The sequence below is a fragment of the Desulfuribacillus stibiiarsenatis genome (assembly GCF_001742305.1).
Classification (GTDB): domain Bacteria; phylum Bacillota; class Bacilli; order Desulfuribacillales; family Desulfuribacillaceae; genus Desulfuribacillus_A; species Desulfuribacillus_A stibiiarsenatis.
On the sequence record NZ_MJAT01000035.1, the window covers coordinates 212,953 to 233,716 of the forward strand.

At 38.4% G+C, this 20,764-nt stretch carries 18 protein-coding genes and 1 tRNA gene; 18 read left to right on the top strand and 1 reads right to left on the bottom strand.

All coding sequences use genetic code 11. From position 1 onward, the window contains the following. The first annotated feature begins 286 nt into the window (after positions 1–286). The 7 genes from BHU72_RS11415 (at position 287) to BHU72_RS11445 (ending at position 8,942) form a co-directional block, all read left to right on the top strand. Positions 287–3,574 carry a leucine-rich repeat protein gene (locus BHU72_RS11415; RefSeq protein WP_069702745.1) on the top strand — a complete coding sequence of 1,096 codons (3,288 nt, stop codon included), beginning with the start codon at positions 287–289 and terminating at the stop codon, positions 3,572–3,574. Positions 3,575–3,878: 304 nt separating this feature from the next. After that, entirely contained in the window at positions 3,879–4,493 is a 615-nt protein-coding gene (locus tag BHU72_RS11420; RefSeq protein ID WP_069702746.1) for a TetR/AcrR family transcriptional regulator, read from the top strand. A 68-nt stretch (positions 4,494–4,561) separates the two neighbouring features. Further along, complete coding sequence (locus BHU72_RS11425; protein WP_069702747.1) at positions 4,562–5,551, top strand: NAD-dependent epimerase/dehydratase family protein; 990 nt, start codon at positions 4,562–4,564, stop codon at positions 5,549–5,551. Between the two features lie 54 nt (positions 5,552–5,605). Further along, entirely contained in the window at positions 5,606–6,040 is a 435-nt protein-coding gene (locus BHU72_RS11430; protein WP_083248428.1) for a Fur family transcriptional regulator, read from the top strand. Positions 6,041–6,078: 38 nt separating this feature from the next. Continuing rightward, positions 6,079–7,230 (top strand): methyltransferase family protein, encoded by a 1,152-nt coding sequence (locus tag BHU72_RS11435; RefSeq protein WP_069702748.1) that lies wholly within the window; start codon positions 6,079–6,081, stop codon positions 7,228–7,230. Positions 7,231–7,280: 50 nt separating this feature from the next. Beyond that, on the top strand, positions 7,281–8,354 hold the full coding sequence (locus BHU72_RS11440) for an MBL fold metallo-hydrolase (RefSeq protein WP_069702749.1): 1,074 nt from the start codon (positions 7,281–7,283) through the stop codon (positions 8,352–8,354). A gap of 33 nt (positions 8,355–8,387) precedes the next feature. Next, positions 8,388–8,942 (top strand): class I SAM-dependent methyltransferase, encoded by a 555-nt coding sequence (locus tag BHU72_RS11445; protein WP_069702750.1) that lies wholly within the window; start codon positions 8,388–8,390, stop codon positions 8,940–8,942. Between the two features lie 96 nt (positions 8,943–9,038). Here BHU72_RS11445 and BHU72_RS15905 read toward each other — a convergent pair. Further along, positions 9,039–9,134 (bottom strand) — tRNA-Sec (locus tag BHU72_RS15905). 120 nt (positions 9,135–9,254) lie between these two features. Here BHU72_RS15905 and BHU72_RS11450 point away from each other — a divergent pair. The 11 genes from BHU72_RS11450 to BHU72_RS11500 all read left to right on the top strand — a co-directional run bounded on the left by BHU72_RS11450 (position 9,255) and on the right by BHU72_RS11500 (position 20,277). Next, positions 9,255–10,226 carry a stalk domain-containing protein gene (locus BHU72_RS11450; RefSeq protein ID WP_069702751.1) on the top strand — a complete coding sequence of 324 codons (972 nt, stop codon included), beginning with the start codon at positions 9,255–9,257 and terminating at the stop codon, positions 10,224–10,226. Beyond that, positions 10,226–11,617 carry an L-seryl-tRNA(Sec) selenium transferase gene (gene selA, locus BHU72_RS11455; protein WP_069702752.1) on the top strand — a complete coding sequence of 464 codons (1,392 nt, stop codon included), beginning with the start codon at positions 10,226–10,228 and terminating at the stop codon, positions 11,615–11,617. Before BHU72_RS11450 ends, selA begins: the two co-directional genes overlap by 1 nt. Further along, positions 11,610–12,665, top strand: a complete 1,056-nt coding sequence (gene selD / locus BHU72_RS11460) for a selenide, water dikinase SelD (RefSeq protein ID WP_083248429.1) — start codon at positions 11,610–11,612, stop codon at positions 12,663–12,665. Before selA ends, selD begins: the two co-directional genes overlap by 8 nt. Positions 12,666–12,748: 83 nt before the next feature. Then, positions 12,749–13,168, top strand: a complete 420-nt coding sequence (locus tag BHU72_RS11465; RefSeq protein ID WP_069702753.1) for a PPC domain-containing DNA-binding protein — start codon at positions 12,749–12,751, stop codon at positions 13,166–13,168. A 37-nt stretch (positions 13,169–13,205) separates the two neighbouring features. Next, entirely contained in the window at positions 13,206–14,783 is a 1,578-nt protein-coding gene (locus BHU72_RS11470) for a coiled-coil domain-containing protein (protein WP_069702754.1), read from the top strand. A 176-nt stretch (positions 14,784–14,959) separates the two neighbouring features. After that, complete coding sequence (locus tag BHU72_RS11475; RefSeq protein ID WP_245671895.1) at positions 14,960–16,165, top strand: ABC transporter substrate-binding protein; 1,206 nt, start codon at positions 14,960–14,962, stop codon at positions 16,163–16,165. Between the two features lie 138 nt (positions 16,166–16,303). Further along, the gene (locus BHU72_RS11480) at positions 16,304–17,194 is read left to right on the top strand and encodes a branched-chain amino acid ABC transporter permease (RefSeq protein WP_069702755.1); all 891 of its coding nucleotides are present in this window, start codon (positions 16,304–16,306) and stop codon (positions 17,192–17,194) included. 8 nt (positions 17,195–17,202) lie between these two features. Next, on the top strand, positions 17,203–18,153 hold the full coding sequence (locus BHU72_RS11485) for a branched-chain amino acid ABC transporter permease (protein ID WP_069702756.1): 951 nt from the start codon (positions 17,203–17,205) through the stop codon (positions 18,151–18,153). Continuing rightward, complete coding sequence (locus BHU72_RS11490) at positions 18,140–18,907, top strand: ABC transporter ATP-binding protein (protein WP_069702757.1); 768 nt, start codon at positions 18,140–18,142, stop codon at positions 18,905–18,907. Before BHU72_RS11485 ends, BHU72_RS11490 begins: the two co-directional genes overlap by 14 nt. Further along, a complete protein-coding gene (locus BHU72_RS11495) occupies positions 18,907–19,611 on the top strand; it encodes an ABC transporter ATP-binding protein (RefSeq protein ID WP_069702758.1) in 705 nt (234 codons plus the stop codon). Before BHU72_RS11490 ends, BHU72_RS11495 begins: the two co-directional genes overlap by 1 nt. Before the next feature lie 39 nt (positions 19,612–19,650). Beyond that, positions 19,651–20,277, top strand: a complete 627-nt coding sequence (locus BHU72_RS11500; RefSeq protein ID WP_069702759.1) for a CBS domain-containing protein — start codon at positions 19,651–19,653, stop codon at positions 20,275–20,277. The last annotated feature ends 487 nt before the right edge of the window (positions 20,278–20,764 follow it).

Sequence of the window (20,764 nt, forward strand, 5' to 3'; positions counted from 1 at the left end):
AAATATCATCTGTTTTAGTAGAAATTATACTATTCTTTAAGATTCCTTACTAGATATTCTATAAAAATGTTGATTACTAGATGAGCATATCAAAACTCGCACAGCAAAACTTAAGAAGGGGAGGTGCATCTGTACATTAAAGGAAGAATTAAAAATGTTACAATCTTATGGATATATTTAGGATATAATTTTTACATATTGTGGTACAATAGCAAGGAGGAAAGTTGCTCCAATTATGATAACTGTAAGCAATGGAGTTAATCAATAACAGTTAGGAGAGGGAAACATGAAAAGAAAAGGTTTTGGTGGGTTTTTACTGTTAGTCATGTTCTTGAGTATATTGCAAATTTCTTTGACCGTAGGAAGTGTATTAGCTGAGGGAATAACAAACGTGCCAAACCCTGGCATTCAAAATTTTAATAGTTATACTGAAAAACCACTTGAACCGGGGACATGGGTTAGCACAGACCCTGCTGGATATTATATTGTAGAGGGATTTAAAGTGGTAAGTAGCCATGCAGTAAAAGTAACGAATGTTAAAGCAGATCAAGATGGAGTTTTTATTGACGAACCAGCCCCTAGTTCAGAGGAAAACGTATTTTTTGAAATAAAAACAACAGGAAGTTTTAGACTAAGTTCGTTAATTCTAGATTCGTTTGGTGACCACCCTCCATCGTATACGGTTAGGGTGGAAGGATTAGTAGGGAATTTAGTAGTGCACACACAGCACGTTACAGTAAATTCTAACAATCAAAATATAGTAATTAACTCGCCTGTAATTACGGCGATTAGAGTACACTACATAGCTGATAGTACGAGAACTCACCAATTATTCTCACTCGTAAGCTTTACAATCACAGAACCATCTGCTAATTTACCTGAAAGTGTCTTTGAGTTTAATAGTTCTACTAAAACGATAACAGCTTACAAGGGGAATTTCAATGTACCTGTTACCATTCCAGTACAAATTAATGGAGTAGATGTTGAAGTTATAGGAGAAGAGGCATTCCGTAATAAGTTATTAACTGGAGTAACAATACCAAGCACGGTAAAGACAATTGGTAATAATGCGTTTAATGGAAATCGTATCGATTCTATGAATATTCCTTCATCAGTAGAAACAATTGCGGAAGGAGCTTTTGCTAATAATAGCTTATCGACAGTGATAATCCCAGAGGGGGTTACTTCATTAGGTGAATTGGCCTTTTATCATAATGAGTTAGTTAGTGTGCAGTTAGCTAGTACTCTAACCTCGATAGGAGCCCATGCCTTTGAACATAATCAGCTTACGAATGTAGATATTCCTAGTGGAGTTACTGTTATCGAAAACAATTCATTTGCCAGTAATAAAATAACAACAATAACACTTCCGAGTGGAATTACTTCCATTGGAAATTATGCGTTTGCAAACAATTTGATTGAAAACATAGTCATTCCTAACAACGTTACGACGATTGGTGCTTATTCATTTTTTACTAATAAGCTAACAACTGTAGGGATCGGCACTAGTGTAACGACTATAGGAGAGGGAGCTTTTCGTACCAATGAATTAACAGAAGTTGTAATACCTAACAATGTGAGAACAATTGGTGATCTGGCATTGGGTGGAAATCCCTTAACTCGGATTACTATTGGACAAAATGTGGATATTACAACAACAGGGAGTACAACGTTAACATACCCTCACTGGTGGTTTGAGAGCTTTTATTATCATCATTTTAACAGGGAGTCTGGTACGTATGGCTATCAATTTGTTAATGATAGTTGGTATTGGTTATTATTAAGGTATAATGTCTCCTTTAACGTCGATAGTGGTTCTGATATTAATCCTCAAATCGTTAAATTAGGTGAGAAGGCAAGTCAACCAGGAAGTCCAACTAAGAGTGGATATACCTTTGGTGGATGGTATACCGATAATACGTTTACACAAGCGTTTGACTTTGAAAATACTGAAATTACAGGCAGTATAATGATTTATGCAAAATGGGTAGCGATAGCTCATACAGTAACTTTCCTAGACTGGAATGGCACAGTACTGAAAAGCGAGACGGTTAATCACGGCACGTCAGCAACAGCGCCGGAGAATCCCACAAGAGCAGGATACACGTTTACAGGCTGGAATATAGCATTTAGCAATATAACCAATGATTTGACTGTGAGTGCCCAGTATATTATCACCAGCTATGACTCCGATTCAGGTGACACAGGAGGTAGTGGAGGAGGCACAACAGCGCCAGCACCGACACCTGTACCAGCTACAGATACACAAGTAATAGTCATAGTAAACGGAGAACAGCAGAATGCAGGCAAAGAAACAGTCATCGAACAAGACGGAGCAAAAATTGTAGAACTGCGGGCTGACAATAACGTATTGAGTCAGAAGATAGACGAAGCTATCACCCGAAATCTAGCAGAAGGTAGACAAACTCAAAATGTGGTAGAAATACCGGTAGCAACTCAAGGGGCCAATCAAATTCGCAGTGTACTGACAGGGGACATAGTCAAAAAAATGGAAGACAATCAGTTCACACTAGCCATTAATACTGAAAAAGTAGACTACATCATACCAGCCAAAGAAATAGCCATTGAAAAAGTAGCAGCCATCTTAAATGTAGAACCAACATCCTTACAGCAAATAGAAATAGAGGTACGAATAACTAATAGCAATGCAACCATAGTCAATGAAATAAACGAACGAGGAAGAGCCCAAGGAATCGAAATAATAGTGCAGCCAGTGGAATTCCAGCTAGTGGCTAGGACTACAAGTATTACCGGAGAGGTGCTCGAGACAGCAGTGAGTCATTTTACAAGTTATGTATCCAGAGTGATAGAAGTGCCGCCAGGAGTAGACCCTAACAAGATTACCACGGGTATCCTGTACAACCCAGACGGAACCTTTGTTCACATACCTACCAATGTATTTAGACAAGATGGCAAATGGTACGCGAATCTGAACTCTTTGACCAACTCCACTTATACTGTAATCTGGAACCCAATAACCGTAACTTCAGTAGAGAATCACTGGTCAAGGGATATTGTCAATGAAATGGCATCACGTGTGATCATCGCGGATCACGAAAGTTTCACCCCAGATACAGCAATAACTAGAGGAGAATTCGCCGACTACATCGTCAGGGCGCTTGGGCTATATAGAGTCGGAGTATTCAAAGAACAACAATTTAAAGATGTTAGCAGTACACATAAACTAGCTGACTCCATCACCTTGGCAAGCAGATATGGCATCATACTAGGCTACCCTGACGGCACATTCATGTCAGAAGCAACCATCAGCCGTCAGGAAGCTATGACCATGTACGCTAGAGTTATGGACATCGTCGAACTATTGGAGCAAGAGATCAATCTAGAATCTAAATACACCGATGTTGCAGACATCAGGGCGTGGGCATACGAATACGTCAAGAAAACAATCAGTGTAGGAGTCTTCAAGGGCAGAACGGAAACTACAATCAACCCGTTAGGCACATTCACGAAAGCAGAAGCAGCTACAGCCATACGTAATATGTTAATCGGAGCAGAACTTATCAACGATAGAAATGTAACTGCGAAACCTTAGAATAGCAATGTCAGAAAAAGTGTACCCTTGTAAAAGACATTTTTAAAAAGACTATGCTACAGTAAGGAGATGATTTCTGTATTTGAACAGGAGTCATCTTCTTTACATTCCATTGATATCTATTAATATCATAGTAGCCCATGTATGTCTTAAGTTCCCTTTTTATTTACTCTAAACCTCACGCACAAAGGTTGAGGTTCACTACGTATGCGATTATTAATACTAAAAACATATTGACAAAAATACGACAAGGCTTTATGATTTATTTAACCGAACGTTCAGTAAAAATATTTGAGGTGACAAAATGCCGAAAACAGACGGAGATATCACAAAAAAGCGAATACTACAAGTGGCTGAGAAGCTATTTTCAGAGCATGGTTTTGATGGAACAGGTGTGGATAAGATTGCTAAGGCAGCGGGAGTTAACAAAGGATCCTTGTATTATCATTTTAAAGATAAGAATGACATTATAGAATCACTTTTCCAGAAAATTATGAATGAGATACAAGACAATATCAACCTATTGCCAAAGGGAGCAAGCCAAGTAAAGGAAGTGAAAATTGAAGATAAAATCAAATCAGAAATTCAATATTTAAATCAAAAGAAACAAATCTTATCGATATTACTTATGGAGACTCTAAAAAGTGGGCAATCAATGGACTCCTTTATTAAATGTATGGAGATGGTAATTAAGAAGGAATTGCACTTTATGCATGAGAAAGAAAAAGTAGAAAGTCTATCGGAAGAAGACTTACAAAGATATATGGTCCATGAATTTTTCACTGGGATAATGCCAGTTATATCCTTTGTTACCTTAAAGGATAAGTGGTGTAACTATTTCAATTGTGACCAAGATAAAGTGCTAGAGTACTTTATGGAATCCTTTATCGATTCGCATATCAAGTCACATAGATTATAGCACTGGCATCAAATTTTTTTGTCAATTTTATCAACCGAATGTTCGGTTAAAAAAAGGAGGTTTTTTTTATGAAGGTATTTCTTACTGGTAGTACGGGATTGCTAGGCAGTAATATTGTTAAAGAGCTAAAGGAAAAGGGCTACTACACGAAGGCGCTTGTGAGGTCTTTTGTTAGTGAACAGCGAATAAACGGTAAGGATGTAGAAATAGTTAAGGGAGACTTGCGAGACGTAAAGGGATTTGCACAAAAGCTAGAAGGTTGCGATGTATTGATTCATGCAGGAGCATATTTCACTGAATTTTTTCAATCGGGAAATAGAGATAATGCGCTTTACGAAATCAATGTTAAAGCTACAGAAATGCTATTCCAAGAGGCGTACAAACGTGGTGTAAAAAACATTATTTATGTTAGCTCAACGGGCGTTTTAGAAACGTCAGCTAAATCTGTCGCTACGGAGAATACAGCATATACAGAAACGGATAATCCTTACTTTAATAGCAAGATAGAAGCCGAAATGAAAGTGAAAGAATTCATCAAAGACCATCCTGATGTCCGAGTACTAACGATTCTACCAGCGATTATGATAGGCCCCAATGATTATACACCTACCAGAATGGGAGCCTTTGTACAAAACTTCTTAAGTAACAAACTGCCTATTATTCTACCCGTTAACATGGTACTTGTAGATGCTAGAGATGTTGCGAAAGCGATTATCTCAGCAATTCAAAATGGAAAAAGCGGTGAACGATATATCATTGGTGGGAATGTTTACTCCATGAAACAAATTTGCGAAACATTATCGGAAGCTTCAGGGCAACCCTTGCCTAAAAGAAAACCGCCTTTCTCTGTAGTCTATATATTATCTGGTTTCCTCTCAGCAATTTCTAAAATTACAGGAAAGACTTCTCCACTTCCGAGAAGAGACGAACTACTTAAGATGAAGGACCCAAAAGGCTATTCGTCGGAAAAAGCAAAGAGTGAGCTAGGGATATCCTTCCGACCTTTTCCTGAAACGATACGCGATACGGTGTATTGGTTTAAGCACGAAACTAAGTAATCTTAAAGTAATAATAGCAACGCAAACTATAGGTGTATATTGGAGGTGCTTAAGGTGGCGGCATTAGCAATGTTTTGTGAAAATATTGCAGGTAAATTAAGTAATGGTGGTTTCAGAATGACCCCTCAACGTAGAGTTGTTATAGAAATCATGGTAATGAATCATGATAAACATCTTACCGTAGATGAAATCTATGAGTTAGTGAAGGAAAAAAGTGAGGATATTGGATTAGCAACAGTGTATAGAACCCTAAGCATGTTAATGAAATTAGGGGTAGTGTCAAAAATAATTTTGGATGATATTCGTAATTATTATGAGATTAAACTTTCTAAATATGATCATTATCATCTAGTATGCAAAAAGTGTGGGAGAGTTATTGAGGGGAAAAATATCTTAAAAAAGTATGTTGAGGAAATCGTTAAGAAAGAGCATGACTTTATGATTGTTGATAAAAAGATAGTTTTTTATGGATTGTGCGCAAGTTGCTAAGTTTTTAAATATTAACGTTGAGAGAGGAAGTGCTTAGTATGAGTGGTAATAACAAAGACGCAACAATTAAGGGGAGTTTTTGGGGTGCAACTATATTTTATGTTTTCATAGCATTTGAGTTTTTATATATGGCAAGCCCCTTCGCTATCTATTTTTATTCCGCATATAATCCAGCGTTAGATTTTTTTAATCAGTCCGTTACATGGTCATGGATGATTAGTTTCTTTTTGCCACATATTGCTAAGACCTCAATACCTATATTTAATATTATCCCGTTCATAGGAGGGTTTCTGGCTACTTTAGGTTTCTTATTCTTCTGTATCGGAGCAATACAAGTATATTACTACAAATTAGCTAAAAAAGGGGCAGTAACTGGGGGAATCTATCGCTATATAAGACACCCTCAATACACATCGTTTATCGTGTGTAGCTTTGGATTACTTTTGTTATGGCCACGATACATCATTCTCATCATGTTTGTCACGATGCTATTTGCCTATTATCTTTTGGCTAGGGTTGAGGAAAGGGAATGTGAAGCGAAATTCGGTCAATCCTATCTTGACTATAAGAACAAAACAAATATGTTTATTCCAATTAAATTTAACTTATTTAGAAAAATAAAATTTGCTCATAGGCCATTGCTGGCGAGAATTGCTGTGATATTTGCAATCTATATAATTACGGTTATAGGGGCGATTGGACTGGCAAGAATGCTAGACAACATGACATTAAATAGCCTATATACCTACTATACAGTTGATGCTGCCTATATATCTATAAGTGAGATTGATGAACAGAAAATGAAAAAAATTATTGAAATAGTGACATCAAATAAACAAGTACTTAAGATGCTGGAACGTACGAATGATGAAGATAAGACAAAATATTTAAACTACATACTACCTAAGGAGTGGTATGTATCAGAGATTCCAATGAAAGGAATAGACGGTAGAGAAGGCGTTACTCCCCATCTGTCACCTAGAGATTATGATCGTGATTTGTATAAGGTAATCTTCATAAAGGCGGAAATACGTGGAGAAACAGAAGCTATTGGAAAAGACATCATAACGCGAGTTTCAAATCTGACACCGATTATGGAAGTATGGGTCAACACAGCAAGTGGGGAAGTGTCACTGGTAGAAGAATTAACACAAAGGTTTTATATCAATATACCCGTAGCCATTTACTAAAGCTACAAGTCGTTCGAACTACCCTATTAGCAAGGTGGTGAAAGCATAAGATGAGTTGGTATAGGATTGGAATATTAGTATTGGTTATGATTGTACTCTTCGGAATTGTGATTTGGTATTATTATACGCGCCCACTTTATATAGGACCAGTATCTGCACATTTTGATGGGAGGCAATTCTACTATAAAGAAAGTAATACATTTAGAGATACTATAAAATGGCTTAGGGAAATGGAGATGGTTATTTGGCCAGATTGGATTAATGACCCACTGCAAAAGGCTCCAGAAGAATATGTGAAGATGGGTGAAATAAAAGTTACGTATATTAATCACGCAACCGTATTGATTCAAGTGGATGAGGTTAACATTCTTACCGATCCAATCTGGTCGGAAAGGGCCGGTTGGGATGGCAGAGTAGGAGTAAAGCGAATTCGCGCACCAGGAATAGCATTTGAGGATTTGCCTAGAATTGATGTGATTCTGATTAGTCATGATCATTTTGATCACTTAGACTTACCTACAATTAACCAGTTAATAAAAGAGTATAACCCTCAAATATTAGTAGGATTAGGCGTAAAATCGGTAATTGGTACGAAACGTTCATCGAAGATCACAGAAATGGATTGGTGGCAAGATTGGACATTGCCTTATACGGACATAAAGTTCACATTTGTTCCTGCCCGACACAATTCTGGGAGGTCGATTATTGGACGTAATCGCACATTATGGGGAGGATTTGTGATTGAAGGTTCTGGGGGAAACATCTATTTTGCAGGGGATACAGGGTATGATGAATTGTTTTTGGAAATCAATAAACGTTTTGGTAGCTTTCAATTAACGATATTACCTATAGGCAGCTATGAGAAAAGGTGGTATATGATTCACCATCATATGAATCCAGATGATGCTGTCCGAGCACATATGACACTTGAATCACTACAAAGCATTGGAATACATTACGCCACATTTAATGAACATCCTGAACAAGCTGTCGATGCTCATGAGAAAGATTTACTCATTGCGCTAGAAAAATACGGCTTACCAAAAGCAAAGTTTTGGGTACTTGGGTTTGGAGAAGGTAGATATGTAATAACCGTAGATGAAGATGAACGAGAAGTAGAGTGATTTTGTATACCCAAACATAGGGAGGTCTTATCAATGAATAATCATCAAGTATGCTCTATTGATCATGCAAAGAGCCTAGATAATAAATTGAGGGGAATCATCCAGAACCCAAATAAAATACTGGGGAATTACATTAATAAAGGTATGTTGGTAATAGATATTGGTTGTGGTCCAGGCTTTTTTACCACTACCATGGCAGAACTAGTTGGAGATAAAGGCAAAGTTATTGCAATCGACTTGCAAGAAAAAATGCTAGAATTCCTAAAGGATAAAATTCGCGGGACAAAACTTGAAGAAATCATTATAACGCATCAATGTTCAGAAAGAAGTTTAGAACTATCTGCTGAAGCAGATTTTATATTAGCTTTCTATATGGTGCATGAAGTTCCTTGTCAAAAAACATTCTTTCAAGAAGTTAAATCATTAATCAAGCTAGATGGCAAGGTCCTTGTAGTTGAGCCATTCTTCCATGTCAGCAATAGATCCTTTCAAAAAACAAAAGAAATAGTAAGTAATATGGGATTCGAGATTATAGAAGAACCAAATATGTTTATGTGTCGTTCTATCGTATTAAAAAGCAAGAGTTAATCATAGTAGATTATAGCTTGACAACTATTTTTCAGGCACAAAAAAGAGGTTTCGGCATACTTGCCGAAACCTCTTGAAGCTTTGGTACTACTAATTTGGCGGGAGCGTCTGGGAATCGAACCCAGCTACGACAGTCATGCCGTACGCGCGGTTTTGAAGACCGGGAGAGACACCAGTACCCTAACCGCCCCCATAATGGTGAATGTGTTTAATGAGAGTAATTTTTAATATACCATATTTATAATGCTTATTCAACCTGTAAACCTTGGGAACATTCTAAAAAAATCTGCATAAATCAATAGAAAGTTCTATATGATGTACCAAAAAGAAAGATATTGGGGTGATGATATTGTGAACCTTCAAAGTAGAATAAGTAGAATCGTCAGTTGGCAAATGATTACAATCAGCATTTTTATATGGGGAATTATGTTCCTATTCTCTTCCTATGTTATCTATGCCACTGAGGAGAATGAGTGGTCGCTGTTTGTTGATGGAACAAATGTTTTTCCTGATGTAGCACCTAGCCCCACTAATGAAGATATTGCAATACCTGTACGCTTTGTTGTTGAGAATTTAGGCGGTACTGTGAATTGGGAGCCCTATACCAAAGTAGTAACTGGTAAGATTGAAGACCAAACCTTTCACATTCAATTTGATACCCTTACCCACCAAGTAGTAACGTTCAAAATGAATGAGAAAGACTTGCCAACAAATGTTGCAAACATTCATTTGCAATCAGGACGTACAATGGTTCCAATCCAAGTTGTAGAAAAGTTAATTAATTCAAAAATATATCAAGACCCCGAGTTGCAATTACTACATGTAAAGCCTTCCCAAGAGCATCAGTTGGAACACTTATTAAAGAGAGCAGCAGATGCAGATCAACACCTTTTGAATACTTTGAAAACCCTCCGAACTACGCAGTTGAAGCAACTCCAGGATCGACTAAGAACGTACTATTCCACAAAAGTGTCCAATGCAATTATAGAATATTATTATCATAAAAGTCCAAATGGAGTCTATACAATTGTTCCAACGGATGCCCCTATCTCAATCACGCCTGTTCATCAAATCGAGACTATAAAACTACAAAAAAACAACGATAGAACGGGAGAAAGCTTTTTTTTATCAGTAGTAAAGAAACAAAAAATGTTTGCCACATATAAAGTTCACTCCTTGTATGAATTTCAACTGATCAACAAACAATGGATAATAGTTGAAATTACTCATCAATTAGTAGACAATAAAGAGAATGGAACGGGTAAATATGGAGGCGGAATATAATGAGTCAGAAATATAGGAAATTACCGGCAGTAGGAAAGTTGTTGCAGAGCCCGATTGTGAAAAGTTGGCTATCAGAATACCCACTCTCTAAAATTTCGAAGGCAGCTAGTTCTTTGGTCGATCAAATGAGATGCGAGATTGAAGAATTGCTACCAGATGATTTTCAAGAGAGTGTGGTATTGCGTCGTTTAAAGGCAATGTTGGAAAAGGATCTTCAACCAAATCTCAAAAGGGTCATCAATGCTACGGGCGTTGTCTTACATACGAATTTAGGACGAGCTATTTTATCTAAAGAATCAACTGATATGATTGTTCAAGTGGCTGAGTCCTACAATAACTTAGAACTAAATCTTGACTCAGGAAAGCGTGGGTCTCGATACTCCCATGTTGAAGATTTATTGTGTGAATTAACTGGGGCAGAGGCGGCAATGGTTGTCAATAACAATGCAGCTGCCGTGTTACTTGTCTTGCGAGAGATGGCAATGGGCGGGGAAGTCATTGTATCCCGCGGTGAACTTGTTGAGATTGGTGGTTCCTTCCGTGTATCAGAAGTGATGAAGGAAAGTCAAGCCACCATGGTGGAAGTAGGAACGACGAACAAGACGCATTTATACGATTACGAAAATCATATTACTGAAGCAACGAAGCTTTTATTAAAAGTTCATACGAGTAATTTTCGAGTTGTCGGTTTCACGAAAAGTGTTAGCTCTGAGGAACTTGTAGAGCTTGGGAACAAAAAGGGTATTCCTGTTTATGAGGATTTAGGCAGTGGGATGCTGTTTGACTTGAAGGCACGGAGAATTGGTGATGAACCAACTGTGCAGGAAGTAGTAAAATCAGGGGTAGACATTGTTTCGTTTAGTGGAGACAAGCTATTAGGAGGACCCCAAGCAGGTATTATTGTCGGAAAGAAAAAGTACATAGATCGAATCAAGAAAAACCAACTCAATCGCGCATTGCGTGTTGATAAATTCACAGTGGCAGCCTTGCAAGGAACGTTACTTCATTATGTCAAAGAAGAATATGAGAAGATTCCTACTTTACAGTTAATCACAGAAACAGAAGAGCAACAGTTAGAAAAAGCTCATATGTTGGTGAATCAAATTAAGGAAAGTAAACTAGCAATTGAATGCGAGATTATACCTGGATTTTCACAAATAGGGGGTGGCGCTTTGCCGCTAGAGCAGCTACCTACCCATTTAGTGTCGATTGCATATCCGAATCATAGTGTATCACGAGCAGTGGATTTCATGAGACAAGCCCCGAATCCTGTGGTTCCAAGGGTATTCCAAGATAGAATTCAATTAGACGTACGTACCATTTTGCCTGAGGAGTTTCCGTTAGTGGTTGAAACACTCAAATTTGTTGAAAAGAGGTGTTCTAATGAATAAAGAGCAAGAGCCTATAAAACTAACTTCATTATCGAGCAAAGCTGGTTGAGGCTGTAAGATCGGCCCAGCCGATTTGGCACAAGTATTGTGTCATTTACCACCAAACCTAGAAGACCCTAACTTATTAGTAGGGATCGATTATTCTGATGATGCAGGGGTTTATCGTCTGACCGACGAGATTGCTTTGATTCAAACATTAGACTATTTCACTCCCGTAGTCGATGACCCGTATATGTTCGGACAGATAGCAGCGGCCAATGCACTCAGTGATGTATATGCAATGGGTGGAAAGCCGATTACGGCTATGAACATTGTTGGCTTCCAAATTAAAGCGATTGGTGCTCATGTGTTAGCGGATATCCTTCGCGGAGGAGCGGATAAAGTTCGAGAAGCAGGTGCAGTGATTGTCGGAGGGCACTCTATAGATGACGCAGAACCCAAGTACGGACTATCTGTGACGGGCCTTTGCCATCCGAAAAAATTCTGGGCCAATAAAGGTGCAGTAGCAGGAGATGTACTAGTCCTTACGAAGCCTATCGGTGTTGGGATTATAACGACAGCCATTAAACGCGGTAGGGCTTCACAGCATGACATTGCGAGAGTAAGCGAAACTATGGCGTTCTTAAACAAAGTAGCTAGCGAAGTATTCCGGAAATATGAGGTTCACGCATGTACTGATATTACTGGCTTTGGTTTACTTGGACATAGCTATGAGATGGCTAAAGCGAGTGAAGTTTCTATGGAAATAGAGGCTGCTAAAGTTCCTGTTTTAGAAAATACACTGACATACGCGGCTGAGGGAATCGTGCCTGGTGGGTCAAAAGCAAATCATGAGTGGCTCAACGAATTTGTATCGTATGCACAACATATCGATTTACCACTTCAGCATGTATTGTGTGATGCCATAACTTCTGGCGGTCTCCTACTAAGTGTAACTCCTGAAGCTGCAGGACAAGCAATGCAGGAGCTAATGGAACAAGGGATTGAGGCGGCGATTATTGGGAAAGTTCTTCCGAAAACAAATCCATGTTGGATTGAAGTAGTATAGGGTTTAAATGTGACCAATTGGCGAATGCCAAGTTTTCTTTATATATAGACGTATAGAATGAGAAAAAATGGAGGGAAATCCACATGGAATTCAGAAAAATTGATAACACCTATGTCGTTAGAATTGACAAAGGCGAAGAAATTATTGAGACTTTGAAAAAATTCTGCACAGAGCAAAACATAAAATTAGGTCTTGTCAGTGGTCTTGGTGCTGTGAACAAGGCTACCATTGGTTTGTTTGAAACAGGCACTAAGAAATATCACTCTACAGAACTTACAGGGGATTTCGAAATTGCTAGCTTGACTGGAAACATTTCCACGATGAATGGGGAGACCTATTTGCATTTCCATGCATGTTTATCAGATGATAAATATGCGACGTATGGAGGGCATTTAAATGCAGCTACTGTAAGTGCAACAGCGGAAATTGTGATCATTACTTTTAATGGTTCTGTTGATCGAGCATTTAGTGAAGAAATCGGATTGAATTTATTGAAATTTTAACAAAATAAGAGAAAGCTTATGGAATGGAGGGGTGCTCATGGACAACACGTTTGCAAAAGATATATTAGAATTCTATGGTGTTACCCCTGTTGCTTATGTGGATTGTCCAGAATGTGGTGGGGTACACGAAATAAGCCTCGAAAAAACACCTGAAAAGCTACCAATTTCTAGCTTGCCGTGGGTGCTTTTTTTTAAGGATTTATATATATTGCCAGGGCTAGTTTGCTGTGGTAAGAACATGTATCCAACTCATATTCGTATTAAGCACACAGCGGTTATAAGTAAAGAACTAGAAGATGAGCTATTTGCAGACCATCAAAGTTACCACATTGGTACGCTTAAAGTTCCTGTCATCACGAATGAGCCATTAGGGTACCCGATAACAAGGTCGTACCTGGAGCAAATCGACATACAGAAACAGTTAGATCAGCAAAATCGTCTACTTGCACGAAAACAACAAGAGTTTTATGAGACTTGCTACACGTACTTTTCTATACACTTTGAGGAAATCATTCAAGAAATTGATGGAACTGAAATTGTCGATGTATTTCATACAATTGCTGAGACGCCATTCGGTATCCATATAAAAGAAACAAAATATCCAAAAAACAAAAAAGACAAGAAAGCACGTTTGAATTGGGTGAAAAAACAAATTCGTTCCATCATAGAACATGAAGGCGAAGAAGGTACAAGGGTTGTTTACTACTTAATTGTAAAGTATTTTGTGGAATGGGAGCTTATCCAAGGAATCTATTATTTGCATTGGAATGTGCCGAAATACCAGAAAATGATAGGCAAGAAACTACTTTTATATATGATATTGCAATTCCCATTAACAAGTTATTTCTCTTACCTTCGTGAAGAAGCATTATCAAAGCTCATCCAGTCAAAAGGTAGTCATCGCAAGAAATCTGAGGTTGTCGATATAGTTCAGAAGAATTTAGATAAAGCAAATGAAACCATCGAGAAAATGAAACATACGATTCTTAGACAGAAGGAATCAATTATTTTATTTGAAAATAAAGTGAAAGAACTCGAAAGTAAAAATGATGCGATAACTAAGCAATTACAAGCTAGGGAAGAACAAGGTACAGACGCCGCACAAACACGAAAAATTAAAGAACTCAAAGGAATCATTGATGAACTGCGCGCGGACCTCGTACCACTACGAGAGTTAAAAGAAGATGTAGTGCGTAAGATGGAAGAAGATTCAGAGAAAGAATTATTAGACACTTTGGATGAGAAGGTCCGTGAATTGGATATTCTTGGGTCTACTATTGAATCTAATGAGGAAATACTGCGCGGGAAAACGATTGGGGTTTTTGGCGATATTCAATTCTCGCAGGATGATTTAGATACTGGCGAAGCACCTTTTAGAATATTAAATTCTATATCTGTTCAAGACATTGAAGGTCTAAGCCTTATGAAAAAAAGCGATGTTCTCGTCGTACTTACGCAACATATATCCCATAATTGCATGTGGACAATCAAAGCGCACGCTTCATCGCGTAGTGTCCCTGTCCTTTTTACTAGACACACGAATTTGAAAATTATTGTAAATCAAGCTGCAAAAATAGTGAAATTGCAGCAAAGCAGAGAAAATATATCTAAATAATAGGAAAATTTAGAAAAGAATTAAGTTTAACGCCTTAAACCCTATGAAATCAGCTAATAATGAAGAAAAACTGTATTGACACAACAGTCGTATAATTATAATATTAAGAATATTCAGTGCTTTAGCATGTGAATGGATTAAAGTAAATCGCAACTTAAAAGGGGAGAAAGAAAAAAGTGAAAACAAAGAAAATTTTATTGTACGCTTTAGTAGTTGTAATGAGCTTAGTCTTAATCGTCGGTTGTGGATCAAAAACTACTCCAAGTTCTCAACCAGACCAAGGTGGAAAGAGCACTGCAGAAGAAGTAATTAAAATCGGTGGTAACTTCGAATTAACAGGTGGAGTTGCTGAATTCGGTAAAAAAGGTGAAAATGGCGCAAAACTTGCAATTAAAGAAATTAACGAGCAAGGTGGTATCCTTGGCGGAAAGAAAATCGTGTATGTAGGCGCTGATAATAAGTCAGAGGCAGGAGAATCAACTGCTGCTACAACGAAGTTAATCACTATGGATAAAGTTGTAGGTATTGTTGGTCCGATGACATCAGGAAATACATTAGCAGCAATTCCAGTTGTAACTGAACATAAAATCCCTCTTGTAACACCTACAGGAACCAATTCAAAGGTTACTGTGAATGACAATGGTTCTGTGAATGCATGGTTATTCAGAGCATGCTTTATCGATCCTTTCCAGGGTGAAGTAGCTGCTAACTTTGCACTTGATACATTAAAAGTGTCAAAAGCTGCATTAGTAATCGATCAAAAAGGTGACTACGCAAAAGGTTTAGCTGATAGCTTTAAGAAGACTTTTGAAGCTGCTGGAAAAGAAGTTGTTGCTTCAGAACTATATGTTGCTGGGCAAGATACAGATTTCCGTTCAATTTTAACAAATATTCGTTCTAAAAATCCTGATATCATCTTCGTTCCTGGTTACTATGGTGAAGTTGGTATGATTGTAAAGCAAGCTCGTGAATTAGGTATTACAGCTGCCATCTTAGGTGGAGACGGATGGGGATCTGGGCCAATCGTAGATGTTGCTGGCAAAGATGCGATGAACAACACGTATTATGTTGACCATGTAGCATCAGATGACCCTGCGATAGCTGAATTCAATGCGAACTATAAGAAAGAATACAATCAAGATGCAGACAGTTTCGGCGCACTTGGCTATGATGCTACGAAAATGTTGATTGCTGCAATTGAAGCGGCTGGAAGTACAGATGCTGAGGCAATCCGATTAGCTTTAGAGACTACAAGCGGATTCCAAGGTGTAAGTGGAGCAATCAATATCGATGCGGCTACACATAACCCGAAGAAGAGTGCTACAATCCTAGAGTTTAAAGATGGCGAGAAGGTATTCGCTACAAGGGTTGACCCTAAGTAAAGTATCTTAAGATAAGTTTTTTAAGATAGCTATTAAACTACTATTATCAATTTACATCTCAAACTGAAGAGGGGGACTTATCCCCCTCTTTTATTACTACATACACTAAATGAATTACTAGAGAATGGGAGTGGAAGGATGGAAAGTGTCGATTTGATATTGCAACAATTTATCAATGGCCTTTCATTAGGGAGTATATATGCACTGATTGCCTTGGGATACACGATGGTTTACGGTATCATTAAATTAATTAATTTTGCCCATGGTGACGTTATGATGGTTGGTGCATATATTGGGTGGTTCTGTACAACTACGCTGAAAATGATGTTTTTACCAGCGCTAATTGTGGCGATGATATTAACAGCATTACTTGGTGTGATTATTGAAAGAATTGCGTATAAACCTCTTAGAAATGCTACTAGATTAGCAGCTTTAATCACTGCAATTGGGATGTCGTTGTTTTTAGAATACGGCGGAATTCTTGTTATGGGACCACAGGTTCGCACGTTCCCTGAGGTTTTCCCGCAAACTGTGTACAATCCTTTTGGGGCAATTACTTTTAAATATGGAGATGTCGTCATTATCATTACAGCAGTTGCGTTAATGGCACTTTTGCATTTTGTAGTGAAGTACACGAAGGTTGGAAAAGCTATGCGTGCCGTTTCTCACGATAAAGAAGCTGCTGCTTTAATGGGAATCAATGTGAATAACACAATTTCTGCGACTTTTGCTATCGGTTCTTGCTTAGCGGCAGCTGCAGGGGTTTTAATGGGAGTGTATTTTAATACAATTAATCCGTTGATGGGTATTATGCCAGGTCTAAAAGCCTTTACGGCAGCAGTACTTGGTGGGATTGGAATTATACCTGGGGCTATGATTGGTGGATTATTCATGGGTCTTATTGAGTCTCTAGTAAGTGGTCTTGGATTTTCAATGTGGCGTGATGCGGTAGCATTCTTCATACTAATTCTCGTGCTTATTGTAAAGCCATCAGGCTTACTAGGCAAGAATACACGCGAGAAAGTGTAGGTGGGGTCATGAGATTATTGAATAAGAAAAACGCTGTGATTCTACTATGTCTTTTCGCTGTGTATGGTATTGTTGAATATTTATTTGTTACTCAATCGTTGAACCAGTTTTATATGATGACATTGATACTTGTATGTATCTATATTATTTTGGCAGTCAGCCAAAACTTGATTACAGGTTTTACAGGTCAATTAGCAATTGGGCATGCTGGCTTTATGGCAATCGGTGCATATATGTCGGCGATGGTTGTTGTGAAGTTTCAAGGCTCAATGCTTGTAGGGATAATATTTGGTGCGGTTCTTGCCGGCCTTGCTGGAATGTTGATAGGAATTCCGACCTTAAGGCTCAGGGGGGATTACCTTGCGATTGCGACCCTAGGTTTTGGTGAAATTGTTCGTATTACCTTTTTGAATGTAGACTATCTTGGCGGTGCAACCGGATTTTCTGTACCGAAGACTATCGATTGGACATGGGCATTTTGGTTAATGGTTCTAAGTGTTGTGGTAATTAGTAACTTCATTAACTCATCCCACGGTCGCGCGTGTATTTCTGTTAGGGAAAATGAGATTGCTGCAGAAGCAATGGGGATTAACACAACCAAATATAAGGTTATGGCATTTACGATTGGTGCGATGTTTGCAGGTCTTGCCGGTGGAATTTATGCCAACTACATGTATTTTATTCAACCTACGACCTTTAATTTTTGGAAATCCTTTGAGATTTTAGCTATGGTTGTACTAGGTGGACTAGGTAGTACAACAGGTGCCATAGTTGGTGCCATGATAATGACAATTGGGTCCGCACTTTTAGCGGGATACCCAGAATTCCGTATGCTAATCATCGCGGTACTCTTAATTATACTGATGATTTTTAGACCGAATGGACTTATGGGGAATAAAGAATTGAAATTTAATTTCCTAAACTTCAAAAAGAAGGGTGATGAGAATGGCACTACTTAAAGTTGAAAAGTTATCTAAATCTTTTAGTGGCTTAAAAGCCGTCTCAAACCTGGATATGGAAATTAACAAAGGTGAGTTGATTGGACTGATAGGTCCAAATGGTGCAGGGAAAACAACTGCATTTAACTTGCTGACTGGAGTGTATCTTCCAACGGATGGTACTATAACCTTTCAAGGTAGAAAAATGAATGGACTTCCACCATATAAGGTATCGGGCCATGGGATTGGCCGAACATTTCAAAATATACGCCTCTTCGATGATCTTACGGTATTAGATAATGTGAAAATTGCGTATCACCAGCATGTCAGTTACAACACCCTTACTGGAATCCTGCGTCTGCCGGGGTATTTTAAAGGCGAAGAGGAAATTGAAGAGCAATCATTAAAATACTTAAAGATATTCGATTTAGATACCAAAGCGGATGAACTAGCGAAAAATCTGCCATATGGCCAGCAACGCCGCTTAGAAATCGCAAGAGCACTAGCCACGAAGCCTTCACTACTTCTATTGGATGAACCTGCTGCAGGTATGAATCCGCAGGAAACACATAGTTTAATGGAATTGATTCGCTGGATCCGTGATGAATTTAATCTGACAATACTTCTTATCGAGCATGATATGCCTTTGGTAATGGGAGTTTGTGAGCGTATTTACGTTCTTGATTATGGTATGGTGATTGCTAGTGGAACACCGGACGAAATTAAAAATAACCCTAAGGTTATTGAAGCATATCTTGGAGAGGAGACAATCTAATGCTGTCATTGAACAATGTCCATGTGTATTATGGTGCAATTCATGCGTTGAAGGGAATCTCTTTCCAAGTGAATCAAGGGGAAATAGTTACTTTAATTGGATCAAATGGCGCTGGGAAAAGCACTTGCTTGAAAACGATATCAGGGTTACTTCACCCGAAGCAAGGCTCAGTACAATTTAAGGACAAGGACCTTTCCAATGTAAATGCTCCTGAAATTGTAGCGATGGGAATCTCACATGTTCCTGAAGGACGAAGAATCTTTGCCAATATGAGTGTATCGGAAAACCTTGATTTAGGGGCATATCTACGCAAGGATAAACAGAACATTAAAGATGATATGGAAAAAGTATATACGCTATTCCCGCGCTTGAGAGAACGAAGAAAACAATTGGCAGGGACACTTTCAGGTGGCGAACAACAGATGCTCGCGATGGGCCGTGCTGTCATGTCTAGACCGCAATTACTCATACTTGACGAGCCATCTATGGGTCTTGCACCGCTGCTAGTGAAGCAGATTTTCGAAATTATTAAAGAAATTAACGAATCAGGAACAACGGTCTTACTTGTTGAGCAGAATGCTAGAATGGCGTTATCGATTGCCAATAGAGCGTATGTTTTGGAAACTGGCAAGATCGTTCTAGAAGGCGATGCAAAAGAATTGCTAGAAAGTGAAGAAGTGAAAAAAGCATATCTTGGTGGCTAGTATACGTATAACTAAAGAAGCTTAAGGAGGGTGAATTAAATGTATGTTCAGCAATTCATGAAACCTCAAGTCATCACAGTATCACCAGATGAAAATATTTTAAATGCAGTGAATATCATGAAAACAAAGAGAATTAACCGCCTGCCAGTTGTCGAAAAGGGCAAACTAGTCGGCATTGTTACGGATGGAGATTTAAGAGAAGCTTCACCTTCAGCTGCCACATCACTTAGTAAATATGAAGTGAATGAGTTATTATCTAAGGCGACGGTGAAGGATGTTTCTACAAAGAAGGTTATCACTTGTTCTCCCGAAACATTAATCGAAGATGCAGCCCTTGATATGAGAGAATATAAGATTGGTGCACTCCCGGTTCTAGAGTCAGGTCAAATCGTCGGAATCATCTCGCAAAATGATATTATGGATGCTTTTCTTGATATCATGGGAGTTCGTAGTCCGGGGAGACGAATCGTCGTTGAGGTTCGTGATGAACTAGGGATTATGAATGAAGTATCGTCTGTCATTAAGGAATTTCAATTAGACATAACGAATCTTGCGCTGTATCATCTGCCAAATCGTATGGTGCAAATCTTCTGTCGTGTCGTTGGAGAACAAACAGATGAAGCAGTCAATGCATTATTAGAAAAAGGTTATAAAGTAGTTCAATAATGAATGGATAAAGAATACTTGAGCTAAGCGGTTGCTGGTTATCGAGTATTCTTTTTTTATAATTCTTAAATTTCTAGTTGCAATTGTTATTCGATTCGTGGTAAGATACTATTTGTCGCTCCGAAACGAGCACAAACAACACATCATACAACAGACACAAGCTTCGGCTTGCAACATGGTGAGGTAACTTCGAAAGAATCGCCCTACACAAATTCAAAAAAAGATTTCGAACAGACTCAAAAAAGAATTTGAAAAAACATGTTGACACAACAAACTGGCTGTGATATGATATGAAAGTCGCTAAAAACAAGGCGATGACACAAACGAAACAAACAAGCGTGGGTTGAAGCAAAAACAATCCATCAAAAAGTTCCTTGAAAACTGTATAGTGCAATCATAACAACGTCAATTCTCGCATTCGAAAGAATGCAGACTGTGCAGGACAGGAAACCTGCTATGTTGATAGAACAGACAAACTATTCACAAG